Origin of the sequence: Rufibacter glacialis (assembly GCF_008271745.1) — a bacterium.
Taxonomy (GTDB): Bacteria; Bacteroidota; Bacteroidia; order Cytophagales; family Hymenobacteraceae; genus Nibribacter; species Nibribacter glacialis.
Genome location: NZ_VKKZ01000019.1, coordinates 618,400 through 635,311 on the forward strand (window position 1 = coordinate 618,400; position 16,912 = coordinate 635,311).

Genomic DNA, 16,912 nt, shown 5'->3' on the forward strand with positions numbered 1-16,912 from the left:
TTCGCAGAAACAGCCTGTAAAAAGGCAATGATTATACTACATGAAGAAACGAGTAGCCATTCTCGGCTCCACGGGCTCTATTGGCACGCAGGCGCTGGAAGTGATCCAAAGCCAGCCGCAGGCCTTTGAGGTAGAGGTGCTCACGGCCCATGCCAACGCTGACCTGCTCATTGCCCAGGCCATTGCCTTTCAGCCCAACGCGGTGGTGATCACCAGAGAAGACCTCTATGAGCCCGTGCGTGACGCCTTGGCCGCCCACCCTATCAAGGTGTACGCCGGTATGAATGCCGTGAACGGGGTGGTGCAGATGGATACCGTGGACATTGTGCTCACGGCCATGGTAGGGTATGCCGGCCTGCAACCTACCATCAAAGCCATTGAAGCCGGTAAAGCCATCGCGCTAGCCAACAAAGAAACGTTAGTGGTAGCTGGCCAACTCATCACCCAACTAGCCCGGGAGAAAGGCGTGAACATCTATCCCGTTGACTCTGAGCACAGCGCTATTTTCCAGTGCCTGGCCGGCGAGTTCCACAACCCCATTGAGAAGATCGTGCTCACCGCCTCGGGTGGCCCGTTCCGGGGGAAAGACCGCGGCTTTCTGCAAACCGTGACCCGGGCCCAGGCGTTAAAGCACCCTAATTGGGAAATGGGCGCCAAAATCACCATTGACTCGGCCTCGCTTATGAACAAGGGGCTGGAGGTGATGGAGGCCAAATGGCTGTTCGGGCTGCGCAATGACCAGATTGAAGTAGTGGTGCACCCACAATCTATCGTGCATTCGCTCGTTCAGTTCGAAGACGGTTCGCTGAAGGCCCAGATGGGCCTGCCAGACATGAAGTTGCCTATCCAGTACGCCTTGAATTATCCGCATAGACTCAAAACCGATTTTCCGCGCTTCAACTTCCTGAACTACCCGCAACTCACCTTTGAGCAGCCTGACCTGGAGACCTTCCGGAATCTGGGGCTGGCGTACGCGGCCATGGAGCAGGGCGGGAACGCCCCTTGCGTGCTCAACGCGGCCAATGAAGTGGCGGTGGCCGCCTTTCTGCGGGAGGAAATAGGCTTTTTGGAGATGTCTGACCTCATTTCTGACTGTCTCGCTAAAGTTGCGTATATTGCCGCGCCTTCTTTGGATGACTTTGTGCAAACCGATCAGGAGGCGCGCCAGGTAGCGTTAAGCTTACTGCAGGCGTAATCCCTTTTACCCAACAACACCAATCTGAAAAGTACAAACCCCAGGTACCTCTTGTACGCGCCCTGGGCAAGACCCTATAAACACGTTCAATGGAAGCATTAGTAATGGCCGGCCAGTTAATCCTGGGCCTGACCATCTTAGTAGGAATACATGAATTAGGCCACATGCTCACGGCCAAATGGTTTGGGATGCGCGTAGAGAAATACGCCATCGGGTTCCCGCCCAAACTGGTGAGCAAGCAGGTAGGAGAGACCGAATACATGATTGGCATGATCCCTTTAGGTGGTTTCGTGAAGATCTCGGGCATGATAGATGAGTCACTGGACACGGCTTCCCTCAACAAGGAACCGGAGCCCTGGGAGTTCCGGGCCAAGCCCGCCTGGCAGCGCCTGATTGTCATGATGGGCGGTATCATCTTCAACGTGATCACCGGTATCCTCATCTTCGCGGCTTTGACTTATATGTACGGCGAGAGCTATTTATTGGCCAAAGACGTGCAATACGGCATTGAGACCAATGAGATAGGCGAGCAGATGGGCCTGCGCGACGGCGACAAGATCGTGGCCGTGAACGGGAAACCCCTGGTGGAATTCCAGGACGTGTACAGCCCAGACGTGTTGCTGGGCCAGAACGGTTCTTACACTGTGGAGCGCAATGGCCAGCAATTGAACGTGCCCGTGCCTTCTAACCTCATTGACAAACTAGCCGATGGCAACAAAGTAGGCTTTATCATGGCCCGTGAACCGTTTGCGGTAGAAGCCGTGAAAGCCAAGAGCCCGGCCTCTGCGGCCGGCCTGCAACCCGGTGACCGCATTACCCAGGTAGGCGACAAGCCGGTGCAGTTCTTCCATGATTTCCAGCAAACCCTGCAAGCCCACAAAGGCAAGACCGTCGCTCTGCAGGTGGACCGCGCCGGTGAGCCTGTGACTTTGAAAGCCACCGTGGATGAAGACGGTACCCTTGGTTTCTACCCTAAATTGTTACTGCCCCGGGCCACGCGAGAATACGGTTTGCTGGCGGCAATCCCGGTAGGTGCTGAGAAAGCGTTCTCCGTGATCACCACCAACATCAAAGGCTTCGCGAAGATCTTCCGGGCTGAGGTTTCCCCATCCAAAGCCTTGAGCGGCCCTATTGGCATTGCGCAGATCTTTGGTGGTAACTTCTCCTGGGTGAATTTCTGGGCCATCACCGCCATGCTTTCCATGGTACTGGCGTTCATGAACTTCCTGCCGATTCCGGCGCTGGACGGCGGACACGTGATGTTCCTTACCTATGAGATCATCTCGGGCCGCAAGCCCTCTGACAAGTTCTTAGAGAATGCCCAGAAGGTAGGCATGGTGCTGTTGCTAGGCCTCATGGGCTTTGCTATCTTCAATGACTTCTTCAAGCTGTTGTTCAACTAGGAAGCACCGCAGCCCACACTTTGTTGATAAAAAATTGCCAGGGAAGACGCAAGATAATTGCGTCTTTCTCTGTTTATTGGGGGAGAAGTGAAAAAACAATGAAGAAACAAGCAGTTGGTTTTTTTGGGTGGTGCTTGCTGGCTGCGCTGTGGGTAGGGCTACCGGCAGTTAGCTGGGCGCATGACTTCCATACCAGCATCACAGATGCCCGGTACAACCCTAAAAACCAGACCTATGAACTATCTGTTAGGGTGTTCGCTGATGACCTGGAGGAAGCCCTGAGCCGCCGCCACAAAACCACCGTGCGGCTAGACCGGTCTGAGCGCGTGAACAAACTGATGGCCGAGTACCTGCAAGCCCATCTGGCTATATCCGTGGTGAAGGGAACCAGGGCTCCGCAGAAGTTCATTGGCGCCCAGGAAGAAGCCGATGCCATTTGGCTGTACCTTGAAATACCGGCTGGCAAGGCCCCTGCTGGTCAGGTCTGGGTGCAGAACGCCCTTCTCACCGAGGTGTTCAATGACCAGACCAATATCCTAAACCTGGAGGTGGCGGGCAAGAAACGCTCGGTCTTATGCCGTACCGGCGAAACGCAGCAGGTGCTTTCCTTTTAATTTAGAAGGTGTTAATAAAAGGCCCAGGGCTAGGGGCGGCGGCCTGAGCTGGTAATTTAAAAGTTAAAATAGGCCTACTGCTTTCTCAATCAGAACCGGGAAAGTACCTTTGTTTCTGGTGGAGGCGCCGGGCTGCCTTGGCAGGGACGCTTCCGCTTAAGGCCAAAACAAGGGCAAGCCCAGGCGATTACCGCGCAGTTTTGCGCAAAGGCCTTGAAGATAGAGTAGGGTTGCCTGCTGGAAAGTCGCCTTGCAGAAAGATCCAGCGGCAGATTAAGTTGAGTTTTTAAGTTTGTTTTATGAGAAAAAGCGTACTCTGGGCAGTTGGCATCATGTTAGGGATTGGGGTGAGCAGCTGTTCCTCTGTGTACATGCCCAACGTGCCCAATACCCCCATGCTCACCTCTAAGGGAGAGTTAAGCACCAGTGGCCACATCACCTTGAAGGGGAACGCCACCTTCAACTCGGCGTACGCCGTCACTGACCACATTGGGGTATTGGTAAGCGGGGCCATGATGAACCAAAACACCGACAAGAAAGACTTCCGGCACAATCTGCTGGAGGCAGGGGGCGGCTACTTCACCACCTTCGGGCCTAACCAGAACCGCATTCTGGAAGTGTATGCTGGCCTGGGGCGTGGCAGCAGTGACCGGACCTACAAAGACAAATCTTCTGAGGGGCTCACCACCTATGACCGCCAGGAAACCACTTTCAACAAATACTTCATGCAGGTGAACTACTCCTCAAAGAAGAAACGCCTGTTGAAGCTGTTTGGCAACGAGCATACCCTCAACTACGGCACCGCCCTGCGGTTGAGCTACGTCACCATGGATGATTTCTTCCGGAACGACATCAAGCAACCCACCGAGGATAACGTCTTCTTTGAGCCCATCTTCTACACCCGTATGTCGCTCACGCCCTCTATTCAGCTCCAATACACCAGCGGCAGCAACTTCGGGCTCAAGAACCGTGATTTTATGACAGCCGGCAACTCTGTTTTCAGTTTAGGTTTCATTGTGAACGTAGGCGGCAAAAAATTGAAGAAAGACGCTCCCCGCCCCGAAGACAGAACCCCGGCGTTGCCGCCATTGCCTAAGTGGAACAAAAAAGACAATAGCATCAAGTTCTAAAAGCGAACCCAGCTTCCTTTTTCAGGAAGGTGATGCTGAGGCTCGGTTAAGGATAAGATCATAGGAATCGTTTAAAGGCTCTTTTCCCAAAAGAGCCTTTAAACGATCTGTCATTTTATGGTCTTCTGTATCTGTAGAGACAAGGCACTGCCTTGTCTCATGTTTCCAGATGCTAAGGCTTTCCCATATAATTTACCGCCACTTCAGCCGCTTCTTCGCTCATTGACAGATCAGGGAATGCCGTATGTTATTCCCTTAGCTTGTCTGCTTGATGCGTTGTTCCATGCACGGCTCTTTGCATAGTTTATGGTAAGCGCTCACGGCCGCGAGGCCCCGCCTTCCGCCTTCGCGCTGTGCCCTCTACTCCACCCGCCTCGCTGCGCTCAGGGGCGGTCGAGTGCTAGGCGCTCAGACGAAAGGCTGGAACAGGCGATGCGTGGGGAAGGATGGCGAAGGCTGTTGTTGCGTAGGAGGTGTTGGCCTTCTTTCAAATGGTTGGTTGGCGTAGTAGAGACCAGGCACTGCCTTGTCTCACGATTGCACAAGTAATTGCCCCTACAGCACGGAAACTACATTTTTAAGCAAGCTGGCGTTTTCAGGCTGTTTTTACAAAAGGGCAAGGAAAGCTTACCAATCCCCGCCGCCGGTAGCGTTTTCTTTGGGCCTGATGAGTTTAAATTCCACGCGGCGGTTCACGGCCCGGTCTTCCAGGGTGACTTCTGGTTTGATGGGGGCGGAGCTGCCTTTGCCCACGGCATCAATGCGGCCAGGAGACAATTTGCCTTTGTCTTCCAGGTACTTCTGAATAGAAAGGGCTCGCCACTGCGAAAGCTCTATGTTGGCATTGGGGTCGCCGCTGCTGTCGGTGTGGCCTTCAATGCTGAGGCGCAGTTGCGGGTGGTCTACCAGAAACAGCACAATGCGGTCTAAGGTGGGTTTCATGGCTTCTTTGATCTCGGCCTTGCCCTCGTCAAACTCCAGGTTCTTGAAGATGAGCGGAATGCTGTAGTCTATGAGGCTGGTCATGATTTTGAGTACCGTGTCTTCCTTCAGGTTGATCTCGTTCTCAATGGAGAAGAAATCAGGCCCCTGAATGAGCATCATGTAGCGGCTGTTGTCAATGAGGTCAAAGTCAAAGGAACCGTCTTCGCGCAGGTACTTAGAAGCCACCTCAATGCCATTGTCCAGGTCAATGATGGAGATGATGCCGTTTAGGGGCTTGTTTGTCACAGAGTCGGTTAAAACGCCGGTGAGTTTGGTCACGGCCAGGGGGTGCGCCTCCATGGGCAGCGGGAACGAGTACAGATCCAGGTTCTTGAGGTCGGTAGGCTCTGAGCGGGCGTAGTACAGGTTGGTGGAATTGGCGTTGATGGTGAAGTAGTACTCGCTGCCTTTGCCGTTCACCAAGGGGCCAATGTTGCGCGGTTCCTGCCAGCGGCCGTTGACACGGTAGGCCTTGTAGATGTCAAAATCCCCGAAGTTCAACAATTGCCCCCGTGAACTGAAGTACAGCACCTGGTACAAGGGATGGAAATACGGGCTAACCTCGCTCTCACGGGTGTTAATCACAGGGCCTAGGTTCTGCGCCGGGGCCCACTGGCCGTTTTTCTGCTTGTGCGTGAAATAGATATCGCTCATGCCGAAGCCGCCCAGGCGGTCAGAGGCAAAGTACAGGGTGTCTTCCTGCGGCGAGAGGGTAGGTTGCGAATCCCAGGACCGGCTGTTCACGTTGGCACCCAGGTTTTTGATCTGGCCCCAGGAACCATCGGCCAGGCGGGTGGCGGAGTACAGGTCGCAGTTGCCCAGGCCGTCGGGGCTTTCGCAGCGGGCAAAGTACAGGGTTTTGCCGTCGCGGCTGAGGCAGGCCGAGCCCTCGTTGTAAATGCTGTTGATGGGTTTATCAAAGGATTGTCCCTCTTGCCAGAAGCCGTTCTCGTTTCGGGAGAAGTACAGGTCCTCATCAGTGCCGGTGGCTTTCACGCCTTTGCGGCGCGAAGTGTAAATGAAGAGTTCCTCGTCTGAATGCACGGCCGGACCGTAGTCTTCGGCCTTGGAGTTGATGGCATCGCCCATGTTGGTGTACACCCCACGGGGCGGTTTGAACGTGCTCACAGATTTGCGGTACTCCACCAGCTCATTGTAGTACTTGAGGGGCACGTAGAGGTCTTTGTTTTTGGCTTCCAGCGAGTCATAGTACTGCTGCACCTGCTTGATGTCGGTGCGGTGGTGTTTGAGCACCAGGCGGTAATAAGCCACCGCTTTCTCCCGTTGCCCCATGCGTTCATAGAGTTGCCCCAAACGCCAGAGAAGTTTTGTATCTTTATGGAAATTGTCAATCCCGAAGTTGCCCACGTACTCCGCCAGCAGGGGAAGCACCTTGTCCCAGGCCTTTTTCCGCTCTAGTTTCAGGATGTTCTCATACTTGGTCTTGTGATAGTAATACGGAATCTGGTTCAGGTTGGGGAAGTGCAGGAACACCTCCGCGTCTGGGGCTTTTTTCCGCAGCGAATCGGTGACCAGGCGTTGTTTGAGCCGCAGGGGAGAAGTGGTTTGCCCTGCCGCGGAAAAACTCAAAGCTAGAGAGAGCAGGAAAAATAGAAGAGATCCAGTACGCAACATAACAGAAAGGGCCCCTGAAAAGCATTTTTTCAGAATACAGTACCAAATGTAGTTCTTTCTGGGGTGAAAATTAGCCCTGGCCTATAGATTTTCACCCATATATTGGCACAGGACTTGACAAGTATATAACTTGAAGACAAACAACAGAACCGACGGGAAGATAGCTGTCAAAATGGCATCTTCAGAGACACGACGTATGAATTATACCCAAGAGAACTTACTACAGCACCTCATGTTGTCCGATTTGTCTGACGATGGCAATGGCGAGTTGATCTCCATTATCACCTCAGAACTAGACGACTCAGAGGGCGCTGAAAAGAATAACCCCGATTCCTTACCGCTTCTACCCATCAGAAACACCGTGCTGTTTCCGGGGGTGGTGATCCCGATCACGGTAAGCCGGAAGAAATCTGTGCGCCTGGTGCGCAAAGCCTACCGCGGCGACAAAACCGTGGGGGTGGTAGCCCAAAAGAACATGTCGGCTGAGGATCCTTCGCTGGAAGATCTGTATGAGGTAGGCACCATGGCCAAAATCCTGAAAATGCTGGTGCTGCCAGACGGCAATACCACCATCATCATCCAGGGCCAGAGCCGCTTCAAAATAGAGGAGGTGACCCAGGAAGAGCCCTTCATGGTGGCCAAGGTTTCCTATTGCCCAGAGACGTTCCCCAAGAAGAACAGCAAAGAGGTGAAGGCCCTGGTAGAATCCCTGCAAGAGGCGGCCGCCAAGATCCTGAAACTGAACCCCGAGATTCCGCAGGAAGCCCAGGTGGCGCTGGACAACATTGACAGTCCGTCGTTTCTGACCCACTTTCTGTCTTCCAACATCAACGCCGAGGTAGCCCAGAAGCAGAAACTGCTGGAAATCAACGATGGCGTGGAGCGCGGCACCACCTTGCTGCAACTCATGATGCGGGAGATCCAGATGCTGGAAATCAAGCAGGAAATCCACAGCAAGGTGCATACGGATATTGATGAGCAGCAGCGCGACTATTTCCTGCGCCAGCAGATCAAGGTGTTGCAAGACGAGCTGGGCATGGACGGCCCTGAGCAGGAAGTAGAGAAGATGCGCGCTACGGCCCTGAAGAAAAAGTGGCCTGAAACCGTGGCCAAGCACTTCAGCAAGGAACTGGACAAGCTTAGCCGCCTCAATCCGCAGGCCGCCGAATATCCTATCTCCGTTAATTACTGCGAGTTTCTCCTAGACCTTCCCTGGAAGGACTACACAAAAGACAACTTCAACCTGAAGCGCACCAAGAAAATCCTGGACGCCGACCATTATGGGCTGGAGAAAGTAAAGGAGCGCATTCTGGAGTATCTGGCCGTGCTCAAGCTGAAGAACGACATGAAAGCGCCTATCTTGTGTCTCTACGGGCCTCCAGGCGTGGGGAAAACCTCATTGGGTCGCTCTGTAGCCAAAGCCTTGGGCCGCAAATACGTGCGTATTGCCCTGGGCGGCGTGCGCGACGAGGCGGAAATCAGAGGCCACCGCAAAACTTATGTGGGGGCCATGCCGGGCCGGATCATCAGCCAGATCAAGAAAGTAGGCTCATCTAACCCCGTCATGATCCTGGATGAGGTGGATAAGTTGACTTCTGATTTCCGGGGTGACCCATCCAGCGCGCTCTTAGAGGTGCTGGACCCTGAGCAGAACCACACCTTCGCCGATAATTATCTGGAGGTGGAGTATGACTTGTCAAAAGTCCTGTTCATTGCCACCGCCAACGCCCTTGATACCATTCATCCCGCCTTGCGCGACCGCATGGAGATTATTGAGGTGACCGGCTATACTATTGAAGAGAAAACCGAGATCGCGAAGCGCCACCTGATCACCAAACTGAAAGACGACCATGGCTTGCAACCCAAGGATGTCGCTTTCTCTACGGGTGCCATTCAGAAGGTGATCGAAGACTATACCCGCGAGTCTGGGGTGAGGAACCTGGAGCGTAAGCTGGGCGCGGTAGTCCGTAACATTGCCAAATCCAAGGCCATGGAAGAAGAGTGGCCCGCCAAACTGGAAGCCAAGGACGTGGTGCGCATTCTGGGCCCCGAGATCTTCGACAAGGAACTCTACCAAGACAACGAGACCGCCGGCGTGGTGACGGGCCTGGCCTGGACTAGCGTGGGCGGTGATATCCTGTTCATTGAGTCGCTGCTGAGCCGCGGCAAAGGCAAACTGACGCTTTCTGGCCAATTGGGTGACGTGATGAAGGAATCTGCCATGACGGCGGTTTCCTACCTGCGCGCCCGCGCCGATGAGCTGGGCATTGATTACCGGTTGTTTGACCAGTATGACCTGCACATCCACTTCCCCGAAGGGGCGGTGCCCAAAGACGGGCCCAGCGCCGGTATTGCCATCTTCACCTCCATTGCCTCGGTATTCACCCAACGCAAGGTGCGGTCTCATTTGGCCATGACCGGAGAGATCACGCTGCGTGGAAAAGTGCTTCCGGTAGGCGGCATCAAAGAGAAAATTCTGGCGGCCAAGCGCGCGGGCATCAAAGACGTGATCCTGTGCCAGAAAAACCGGAAAGACGTGAACGAGATATCCGCGCACTACATTGAAGGGCTGAACATCCACTACGTGGACCGCGTGGACGAGGTGCTGGAGTTTGCGCTATTGCCGGAGAAGGTGAAGAAACCCCTGGAACTGCGGGTGCGCGAAGAAGCTACCCCCGCCCAGGCCGAAAGCTGATTATAGGCTACTTACAGGAAAACAATGCAGAAACGCCTTCTCCTCTTGGGTTTTATGCTGGTGGCCATTGTGCACCTGGCTACTGCCCAACTGGGAGGGCGTTTCGCTTTTAGGTTCCTGAATGTGCCTACCCATGCCCGGGTGGCGGCGCTGGGCGGCGTGAACGTCTCCTCAGGTTTGGAAGACGTGAATGCGGCCTCGGCTAACCCGGCCTTGCTGCACGGCAAAACCCACCAGCACCTGGGGCTCACGTACCTCAACTACCTGGCAGATGTGAGCCAGAACAACCTGTACTACACCTTTGACAGCAACCGATGGGGCCGCAACGCCCTGGGTGTGCAGTACCTGGATTACGGTTCCTTCACTCAAACCAATGATGCCGGGGTAGAGGAAGGCAGCTTTAAGGTGCGGGAGTACGCCGTTGCCCTGTCGCACGCGGCTACCGTGGAGCACTTCACCCTGGGTGCCACGGCCAAGATAGCCGTCTCCAGCCTGGCCGGTGACCAAGCCCTTGCCACGGTGATAGACCTGGGAGGCACCTTCAAACACCCTGAGCGGGATCTGGTGGTGGGGCTGGCCATCAAGAACCTGGGCGTCATGCTCAAACCCTACGGCAACGGGGAGCGCGAAGACATGCCCCTGGACATTCAGCTGGGAGCCAGCTACAAACCAGAGCACGCGCCGTTCCGGTTGTCGCTCACGGCGCACCAGTTGCAGCGCTTTGACATTGTGTACCTAGACCCTGACCAGCCGGGTACCCTAGACGAGAACAACGTGGAGGTAAAGGAAGAGAAAACCTTCGGCGATAAATTGGCGCGCCATTTTGTGGTAGGCGGGGAATTCCTTCTGAGCCCCGGGTTTCAGTTGCGGGCCGGTTATAACCACCTCCGGCGCAAAGAACTGGCTCTGGAGAACGCGGGTGGTTTGGCCGGTTTCTCCCTGGGTACTTCCATCAAGGTGCATGCGTTCCGGTTTGAGTACACCTATGCCAAGTTTCACGTAGCCGGGGCCAGCAACTACCTCACCCTCAACACAGATTTGAACCGTTTCCTGAAAAAGAAGCTGGATTGATGATGTGGAGATGGGGAGATTCGGAAATTTGAAGATGTGGGGAGGTCTGTTTGGGGACTGTTTTATAGAAATAGGCCCTAAACAGCAGCTAACAGGTACATTTAACCCCGTAGCGGCGTTACACTGTAACGCCGTAGCCGAGAAACCCCTTTAGATTGCCAAGGCTCTGTAAGTCTGTAGTCAGTCTGGCTACCAACCACTTTCAACCTGTGACGTTAAGGCAAAAGAGCGTCCGTCCAGAATGTGTAGATAAAGAAAACGGTTTAGGCCGTTGTACTAGAAAGATAATTAAGTTTAAAGAATGCGAAGCCTTGGTTCAATCAAGCACTCATTCACTCAATCAGTCATTAGAAAATGTTAGATCCAACCAAGTATTTGACCCCCCGCCAGATTGTAGCCGAGTTAGATAAATATATCATTGGGCAGCAAGACGCCAAGAAGAACGTAGCCATTGCCTTGCGCAACCGCTGGCGCCGCATGCACGCAGACCCTGAGATGCAGAAGGAGATCATTCCTAACAACATTCTCATGATCGGGGCCACCGGCGTAGGTAAAACCGAGATTGCCCGCCGTTTGGCCAGCATTGCAGACGCGCCCTTCGTGAAGGTGGAGGCCTCCAAGTTCACCGAGGTGGGCTACGTGGGCCGCGATGTGGAAAGCATGGTGCGCGACCTGGTAGAACAGGCCGTGAACATGGTGAAAACCCGCAAAAAGGAAGACGTGAAACAGCAAGCTGCCTTGATGGTGGAAGAAGTGATCCTGGACGCGCTCATCCCGCCCATCAACCAACCCGCCAGTCGTGATGGAATGTTGGGCTTTGGGGGTTCTGCTTCCACTTCCTCAGACATGCCCGATTCTGACCAGGAACTGAACGAGCGCACCCGCGAGCGTTTCCGGGAGAAGATCAGGAACGGCGAACTGGAAGACCGCAAGATCGACATCAAGATCTCGCAGCACCCAGCTTCCGGGGTAGGCGTCATGGGGCCAGGCATGGATGAAATGCAAATGGCAGGCATCCAGGAGATGATTGGGAACATGATGCCCAAGAAAACCAAGAAGCGCAAGGTGACCATTGCCGAGGCACGCAAGATCCTCCTGGAAGAAGAGGCGGCCAAGCTCATTGACATGGACGAGGTGAAGGAAGAGGCCATCCAGAAAGCTGAAAACGCCGGCATCATCTTCATTGACGAGATTGACAAAGTGGCCAGCGCCAGTGGCAAAGGCGGCAGTGGCCCAGACGTGAGTCGCGAAGGGGTGCAGCGCGACCTGCTTCCCATTGTGGAAGGCAGCACCGTGAACACCAAGTACGGCGTCATCAAAACCGACCATATCCTGTTCATCGCCGCCGGGGCGTTTCACGTGGCCAAACCATCAGACCTGATCCCCGAATTACAGGGCCGTTTCCCCATCAGAGTGGAGCTGCAGAGCCTGAGCAAAGATGATTTCTACCAGATCCTGAAATACCCTAAAAACGCCCTCACCAAGCAGTATGAAGAGTTGCTGCGGGCCGAAGGCGTGGAACTCAGCTTCACCGATGAATCGCTCCACAAGCTAGCCGAGATTTCCTTTGAGGTAAACGCCGAGGTGGAGAACATTGGGGCTCGCCGCCTGCAGACGGTCATGAGCCGCCTGCTCAACGACATCCTGTTTGACGTGCCAGACACCATTCCGGTCAACGCCCACCTCATGGTCACCCCAGAACTGGTAGAAGAACGCCTCCGTGACATGGTCAAAAACCGTGACCTGAGTCAATACATTTTGTAATTAGGAATTAGGAATTAGGAATTAGGAATTAGGAATTAGGAATTAGGAATTAGTTTTTTCTGACCGTCTGTTTTGGTACGCCAGCTAAAGCATTGACCGTTTCCATTTCTTTTTTGTTATCCCTTTTCATTCTGGTTATTCTTTTCTCCAGTACTTTTTCTCTTGTCCTTTAAACCCTCACTCTTTGTCATCCTGAAAGGATCTTGGTAGCGAACGGTAGTAGCGTTAATGAAAGGCCTTTCTAGTTCGCCCACAAGATCCTTCCAGGATGATAAACAACAACAACAACAACAACAACAGAGCCGCTACCTTTTGGCAGCGGCTCTGTCTATTTAAAGACTTTTATTTTAAAACAAGGCGGAAAAGGCTGGTGGCGAAGACACTCGCAGGTCCTCCGGACACTCCGAGGTCTTTTGAGAGAGGCTTTTGATCTTGGGCAGACAGGTTCCAATGCTTTGCACCTTTAAGTGGCTCTAGGTTTCAAGTGAATCCTGGGAGAGAGGGGTAAGCCAGAAAAAGATAAAGGAATGGTCTAGCCTTCTATCAGGGCATTCCCTTAAAAAGCGCTAAAAGAAGTGGGTTAAACGCGAATACCGTTGCTCAAAAGACCTCGGAGTGTCCGGAGGACCTGCGAGTGTCTCTGCCAAAGGCCAAAACCAAACTCTCCAGTCTTACTTTTGCGTATGCTGAAAGGGGTATGGTTTCCAAGCATTCCAATTCCTAATTCTCAATTCCTAATTCGTAATTAAGAAAAAATGAACTACTACATCATCACCGGGGCCAGCCGGGGGTTAGGAAAAGCCCTCGCGGAGGCATTGTTAGAAGACGAGCAGAACTGCGTGGTGGGCGTGTCCCGCAACAGTACCATCACCCATGCCCGCTACCGGCACCAACCACTGGACTTTTCAGACATTGCCGGCGTAGAGCACAACCTGCACAAAGTGTTCGCGCCCTTTGAAGATGCCCAGAACCTGGTGCTGGTGAACAACGCTGGGGTGATCGGGGAGATTGGCTACATGGGGCAGAGCAAGAACGAGCATTTTGAGTTCGTCTTTGACGTGAACGTGATTGTGCCGGCCATGTTCATGAACCTGTTCCTGCAAAGCTACCAGCACCGCCAGAACTGCGGGAAAATGATAGTCAACATCAGTTCCGGGGCGGGGCAGAAAGCCAAAGATGGCTGGGCCGCCTACTGCGCCTCCAAAGCCGCCCTGGACATGCTTTCCCAAACTGCGCAACTGGAGCAGGATCAGCTGAACACAGGCATAAAGGTCTTCTCAGTGGCACCCGGCATCATTGACACCGACATGCAGGAACAGATCAGGGAAGCCGATGTTGACCAGTTCAGCAGCGTGCAGCAGTTCCGGGATTATAAAGCGCAGGGAGCCTTGGCTTCGCCCGAAGAGGCGGCCCAGAAAATCCTGCGGCTTATCAACGAGCCCCAGATTGCCCGGGGTGTGGTGTGTTCGGTGCGGGACTTCTAAAAGGTTTAAAGGCAGTTTCTGGGAAAAGCGCCGGAAACGGGAGCAAGGGTGGGGCAGCCCGGATTTTTGCCCTACTTTTGCACTTCCGTCATCCACCTATTCTACCAACAGCCATGCGCTTTTTCAAAAGAATCATCTTATTCAGCCTGTTCCTGTATCTGCCGTTCCAGTCCATGGGCTGGGGCATGATTGGGCACCGCATTGTGGGCGAAGTAGCCGACCGCCACATTTCTTCCAAAACCCGCAAAAACATCAAGAAAATACTGGGCAACGAGTCTCTGGCCATGGCCAGTAACTGGGCCGATTTCATCAAATCTGACCCGGCGTATGATTATCTGGGCAACTGGCACTACATCAACCTGAAAGAGGGCTTGTCGCAGAGCGCCGTAGAGGCCCACCTGAAGCAGGACACCTCCACCAATGCCTTCACCCGTATCAATTACCTAGTGGCGCAACTGAAGAAGAAAGACCTGCCGCACGCCCAGCAGGTGATGAACCTGCGCCTGCTCATTCACTTCATTGGGGATGTGCACCAACCCATGCACGTGGGCCGGCCCGAGGACTTGGGTGGCAACCGCATCAGGGTGGAATGGTTCAACCAGCCTTCTAACCTGCACCGGGTCTGGGATTCGCAGCTGATTGAATACCAGCAACTGAGCTACACCGAGTATGCCACGGCCATCAACTTTACCACGAAAAGCCAGGTGAAAACATGGCAGAGCCAACTGGCGCCGGTATGGTTCTTTGAATCCTACCAAATTGCGCAGCAGCTCTACAAAGGTATCAGCAAGCCTGAGGAAAAGCTGAGCTACCGGTACAACTTTGACTACGTTGACACCCTCAACGAGCAGCTCCTGAAAGGCGGCGTACGCCTGGCCGGGGTGCTGGACGAGATCTTCGGATAAGGGTTTTCAGGCTCTTTTTTAGAAACGCCACAAAAACGGCGGACACTTCCAGACAGTGTCCGCCGTTTTTTGTGGTGGGGCAGGAAGAAGGCCCGTCAGAGTTTCACTTTGAGGGCCCGCAGTTCATCATCAATCTTCTTGTCCCAGCGGCTCTGCGCCGAGGTATTGGTTCCGTGGCCGGTCTCGCCATCATACTGTTTCTGCAGGCGATCCATTTCCCAGAGGGCTTCCAGGTACTGGTATTTCACCTGGCTCTCGTAGTCTTCCAGGGTGAGTTTCTCAGGCTTCAGGCGCTGCTTGTAGTGCTCAGACACCAGTTTCACAATGTCAAAATGCCGCTGCTCGTGGTTAAGGGAGTAGGCCGTCTTGGCCGAAGGCAATATTTTGGAGAGGTTCCGCAGGATATAGGGCTTGGTGGAAACCAGCACGTGCACCACGCCATCTTGCACCGTGGCCTGGATATCATTGGAAAGCCCCGGAAAGATAGACGCGGCAAAGCTGCCCGAAACCCGGGAGCCTCCCTGGAAATCGTTCCAGGTAAGGGGGCGGTTAGGGTCATAGAACAGGGTGTCATCATCTTGGTGGCGCAGGTAGTCCTCAAAATGAACCTTGATGGTGTGGGTCAACTTCTCGTTGTGCGGTGCTTCCTGCTCTACCCAAGTGGTCAGGTACCGCAACGAGCCGGCCACCATTCTTCGCAACAGAGGCTCTACCATAGTCAGCGGCCCTGTAGTAGGCCGGCTGTAACTGGCGCTGCCGGCATAGTCAAAGAGGTGCAAAAGCTTGCCTTCGCGCCGTACGGCGAACGCCACTGCTATTTTAGCTTTTCCCGCTACCCGGCCTTTCTCCGCGGGAGCTTCGGTGAGTTGGAATTCTTTCAGGCGTAGGACTACCGGCCGAAGCTTCTGGTTTTGTTTCAGGCTTTGCTGAATATAGGTTTCCAGGGCCGCTACGCTCCCGTTCTGCAGGTCTACTGGTTGTGGCGTGGTACCCGCGGCAGGAGCCAGGGGGAGGAGAAATGCCACGGCCTTCTTGTTCTCCCGCTCATCTACCACCCCCTTGATATGGAACTCCTGAGTGCCAAAGGGCAACACCTCCTGCTTCAACTGAATAGGAGGAAGGGGTGAGGCCGGAGGCATGGCGCTCCCCAACAGCAACAGCGGCAAGAGAAGAAAAAAGACCCTGCTCCTTATACCCAAGGAGCGGGTGTTTCCTTTTTTCCTCTTACCCCACGCAGGAAGCAAACCAAAAGCGGAACGGAACATGGATAGGATAATTAGGCGTGTTTGAAACAGGGCAGGTTTACCCGTTGTTTTCTGAAAAACAGCCTCTTAACGGCAACAGTTCCTTTGGTTGTGCGGATTGAATTATAATCTTATCTTGGAGGGGTGGAGCAGGTCAATCTGCCATTTTCCTCCGCGGGACCTAACAAAGCCGTTTTGCCTCCCTTTTTTGAAAAACGGCCAGAAATCAGGAGGCGAGCGCCGTGAATATCCTGAATTTGGCACGTTTTCGTATAAGGGAAATGGTGAATGGTTCGTGTTCTCCTGGCCTTAAGAAGCACCGGTTCAATATTCCAGTTTGCAGAAACGTTCTGTATATGTGACTGTCATTGAAATGGAATTGCCATGGAAAAGAAACTATTAGTCCTTTTGGGTTTGGTATTGGTAGCCGGGGGCGCTTTTGCCCAGACCACTCCTTCTGACAGCAAGCCGGCTGGGGATGCTCCCAAAGAAAAGCCGCACATCACTTTCAAGGTGCTACCAGAAACATGGGCTAAAAAATGGGAAACGGACAAGCAAGCCCTGGCTCCCAACCCGCTTACCCTAGCAGAAAAACCAGAGGTAACACCCTTTTACAGCAACATGCCCGTGGCCAAAGCAGGCCGTAAACGCACTCCTATGCCTTTGGCACCCACTGACTCCACAGTCCATTACCACCTGTTGAAAAAACGCTTCAAGGTGTTGCCTCTTCCTAAAGGCAAAACCCAGGCGGTTCCGGAGCTGGAGGTACAAAAATAGTATGAACGGAT

General features: G+C 53.8%; 12 protein-coding genes. 10 read left to right on the top strand and 2 right to left on the bottom strand.

Annotated features, from left to right (window positions below):
- The first annotated feature begins 40 nt into the window (after positions 1-40).
- From FOE74_RS07230 to FOE74_RS07245, 4 genes are all read left to right on the top strand, one after another.
- The gene (locus FOE74_RS07230; RefSeq protein ID WP_149097919.1) at positions 41-1,195 is read left to right on the top strand and encodes a 1-deoxy-D-xylulose-5-phosphate reductoisomerase; all 1,155 of its coding nucleotides are present in this window, start codon (positions 41-43) and stop codon (positions 1,193-1,195) included.
- Positions 1,196-1,284: 89 nt separating this feature from the next.
- Positions 1,285-2,598, top strand: coding sequence for an RIP metalloprotease RseP (rseP, locus tag FOE74_RS07235; protein ID WP_149097920.1), 1,314 nt, complete (start codon positions 1,285-1,287; stop codon positions 2,596-2,598).
- Positions 2,599-2,696: 98 nt separating this feature from the next.
- On the top strand, positions 2,697-3,212 hold the full coding sequence (locus FOE74_RS07240) for a DUF6702 family protein (RefSeq protein WP_149097921.1): 516 nt from the start codon (positions 2,697-2,699) through the stop codon (positions 3,210-3,212).
- Positions 3,213-3,511: 299 nt separating this feature from the next.
- Positions 3,512-4,342, top strand: a complete 831-nt coding sequence (locus tag FOE74_RS07245; protein WP_225840717.1) for a hypothetical protein — start codon at positions 3,512-3,514, stop codon at positions 4,340-4,342.
- A 627-nt stretch (positions 4,343-4,969) separates the two neighbouring features.
- Here the strand turns inward: FOE74_RS07245 and FOE74_RS07250 are convergent.
- A complete protein-coding gene (locus FOE74_RS07250; protein ID WP_225840718.1) occupies positions 4,970-6,916 on the bottom strand; it encodes an OmpA family protein in 1,947 nt (648 codons plus the stop codon).
- 241 nt (positions 6,917-7,157) lie between these two features.
- Between FOE74_RS07250 and lon the strand changes: the two genes are divergently transcribed.
- The 5 genes from lon (at position 7,158) to FOE74_RS07275 (ending at position 14,880) form a co-directional block, all read left to right on the top strand.
- The gene (lon, locus tag FOE74_RS07255; RefSeq protein ID WP_149097923.1) at positions 7,158-9,656 is read left to right on the top strand and encodes an endopeptidase La; all 2,499 of its coding nucleotides are present in this window, start codon (positions 7,158-7,160) and stop codon (positions 9,654-9,656) included.
- Between the two features lie 24 nt (positions 9,657-9,680).
- Positions 9,681-10,727: a type IX secretion system protein PorQ gene (gene porQ / locus FOE74_RS07260; RefSeq protein WP_149097924.1), complete on the top strand. Its 1,047-nt coding sequence runs from the start codon at positions 9,681-9,683 to the stop codon at positions 10,725-10,727.
- Between the two features lie 354 nt (positions 10,728-11,081).
- Complete coding sequence (gene hslU, locus FOE74_RS07265; protein ID WP_149097925.1) at positions 11,082-12,491, top strand: ATP-dependent protease ATPase subunit HslU; 1,410 nt, start codon at positions 11,082-11,084, stop codon at positions 12,489-12,491.
- Between the two features lie 755 nt (positions 12,492-13,246).
- Positions 13,247-13,975, top strand: coding sequence for an SDR family NAD(P)-dependent oxidoreductase (locus FOE74_RS07270; RefSeq protein WP_149097926.1), 729 nt, complete (start codon positions 13,247-13,249; stop codon positions 13,973-13,975).
- 113 nt (positions 13,976-14,088) lie between these two features.
- Positions 14,089-14,880, top strand: a complete 792-nt coding sequence (locus tag FOE74_RS07275; protein ID WP_149097927.1) for a S1/P1 nuclease — start codon at positions 14,089-14,091, stop codon at positions 14,878-14,880.
- A 95-nt stretch (positions 14,881-14,975) separates the two neighbouring features.
- On the opposite strand, the gene FOE74_RS07280 is transcribed toward FOE74_RS07275, so the two are convergent.
- Positions 14,976-16,019 (bottom strand): hypothetical protein, encoded by a 1,044-nt coding sequence (locus FOE74_RS07280; RefSeq protein ID WP_149097928.1) that lies wholly within the window; start codon positions 16,017-16,019, stop codon positions 14,976-14,978.
- A gap of 489 nt (positions 16,020-16,508) precedes the next feature.
- Here FOE74_RS07280 and FOE74_RS07285 point away from each other — a divergent pair, with 489 nt between their 5' ends.
- On the top strand, positions 16,509-16,901 hold the full coding sequence (locus tag FOE74_RS07285) for a hypothetical protein (protein WP_149097929.1): 393 nt from the start codon (positions 16,509-16,511) through the stop codon (positions 16,899-16,901).
- Positions 16,902-16,912: the final 11 nt, after the last annotated feature.

Coding starts and splice junctions, on each gene's coding strand:
- FOE74_RS07230 (WP_149097919.1), top strand. CDS start 41: ATGAAGAAACGAGTAGCCATTCTCGGCTCCACGGGCTCTATTGGCACG.
- rseP (WP_149097920.1), top strand. CDS start 1,285: ATGGAAGCATTAGTAATGGCCGGCCAGTTAATCCTGGGCCTGACCATC.
- FOE74_RS07240 (WP_149097921.1), top strand. CDS start 2,697: ATGAAGAAACAAGCAGTTGGTTTTTTTGGGTGGTGCTTGCTGGCTGCG.
- FOE74_RS07245 (WP_225840717.1), top strand. CDS start 3,512: ATGAGAAAAAGCGTACTCTGGGCAGTTGGCATCATGTTAGGGATTGGG.
- lon (WP_149097923.1), top strand. CDS start 7,158: ATGAATTATACCCAAGAGAACTTACTACAGCACCTCATGTTGTCCGAT.
- porQ (WP_149097924.1), top strand. CDS start 9,681: ATGCAGAAACGCCTTCTCCTCTTGGGTTTTATGCTGGTGGCCATTGTG.
- hslU (WP_149097925.1), top strand. CDS start 11,082: ATGTTAGATCCAACCAAGTATTTGACCCCCCGCCAGATTGTAGCCGAG.
- FOE74_RS07270 (WP_149097926.1), top strand. CDS start 13,247: ATGAACTACTACATCATCACCGGGGCCAGCCGGGGGTTAGGAAAAGCC.
- FOE74_RS07275 (WP_149097927.1), top strand. CDS start 14,089: ATGCGCTTTTTCAAAAGAATCATCTTATTCAGCCTGTTCCTGTATCTG.
- FOE74_RS07280 (WP_149097928.1), bottom strand. CDS start 16,019: ATGCCTCCGGCCTCACCCCTTCCTCCTATTCAGTTGAAGCAGGAGGTG.
- FOE74_RS07285 (WP_149097929.1), top strand. CDS start 16,509: ATGGAAAAGAAACTATTAGTCCTTTTGGGTTTGGTATTGGTAGCCGGG.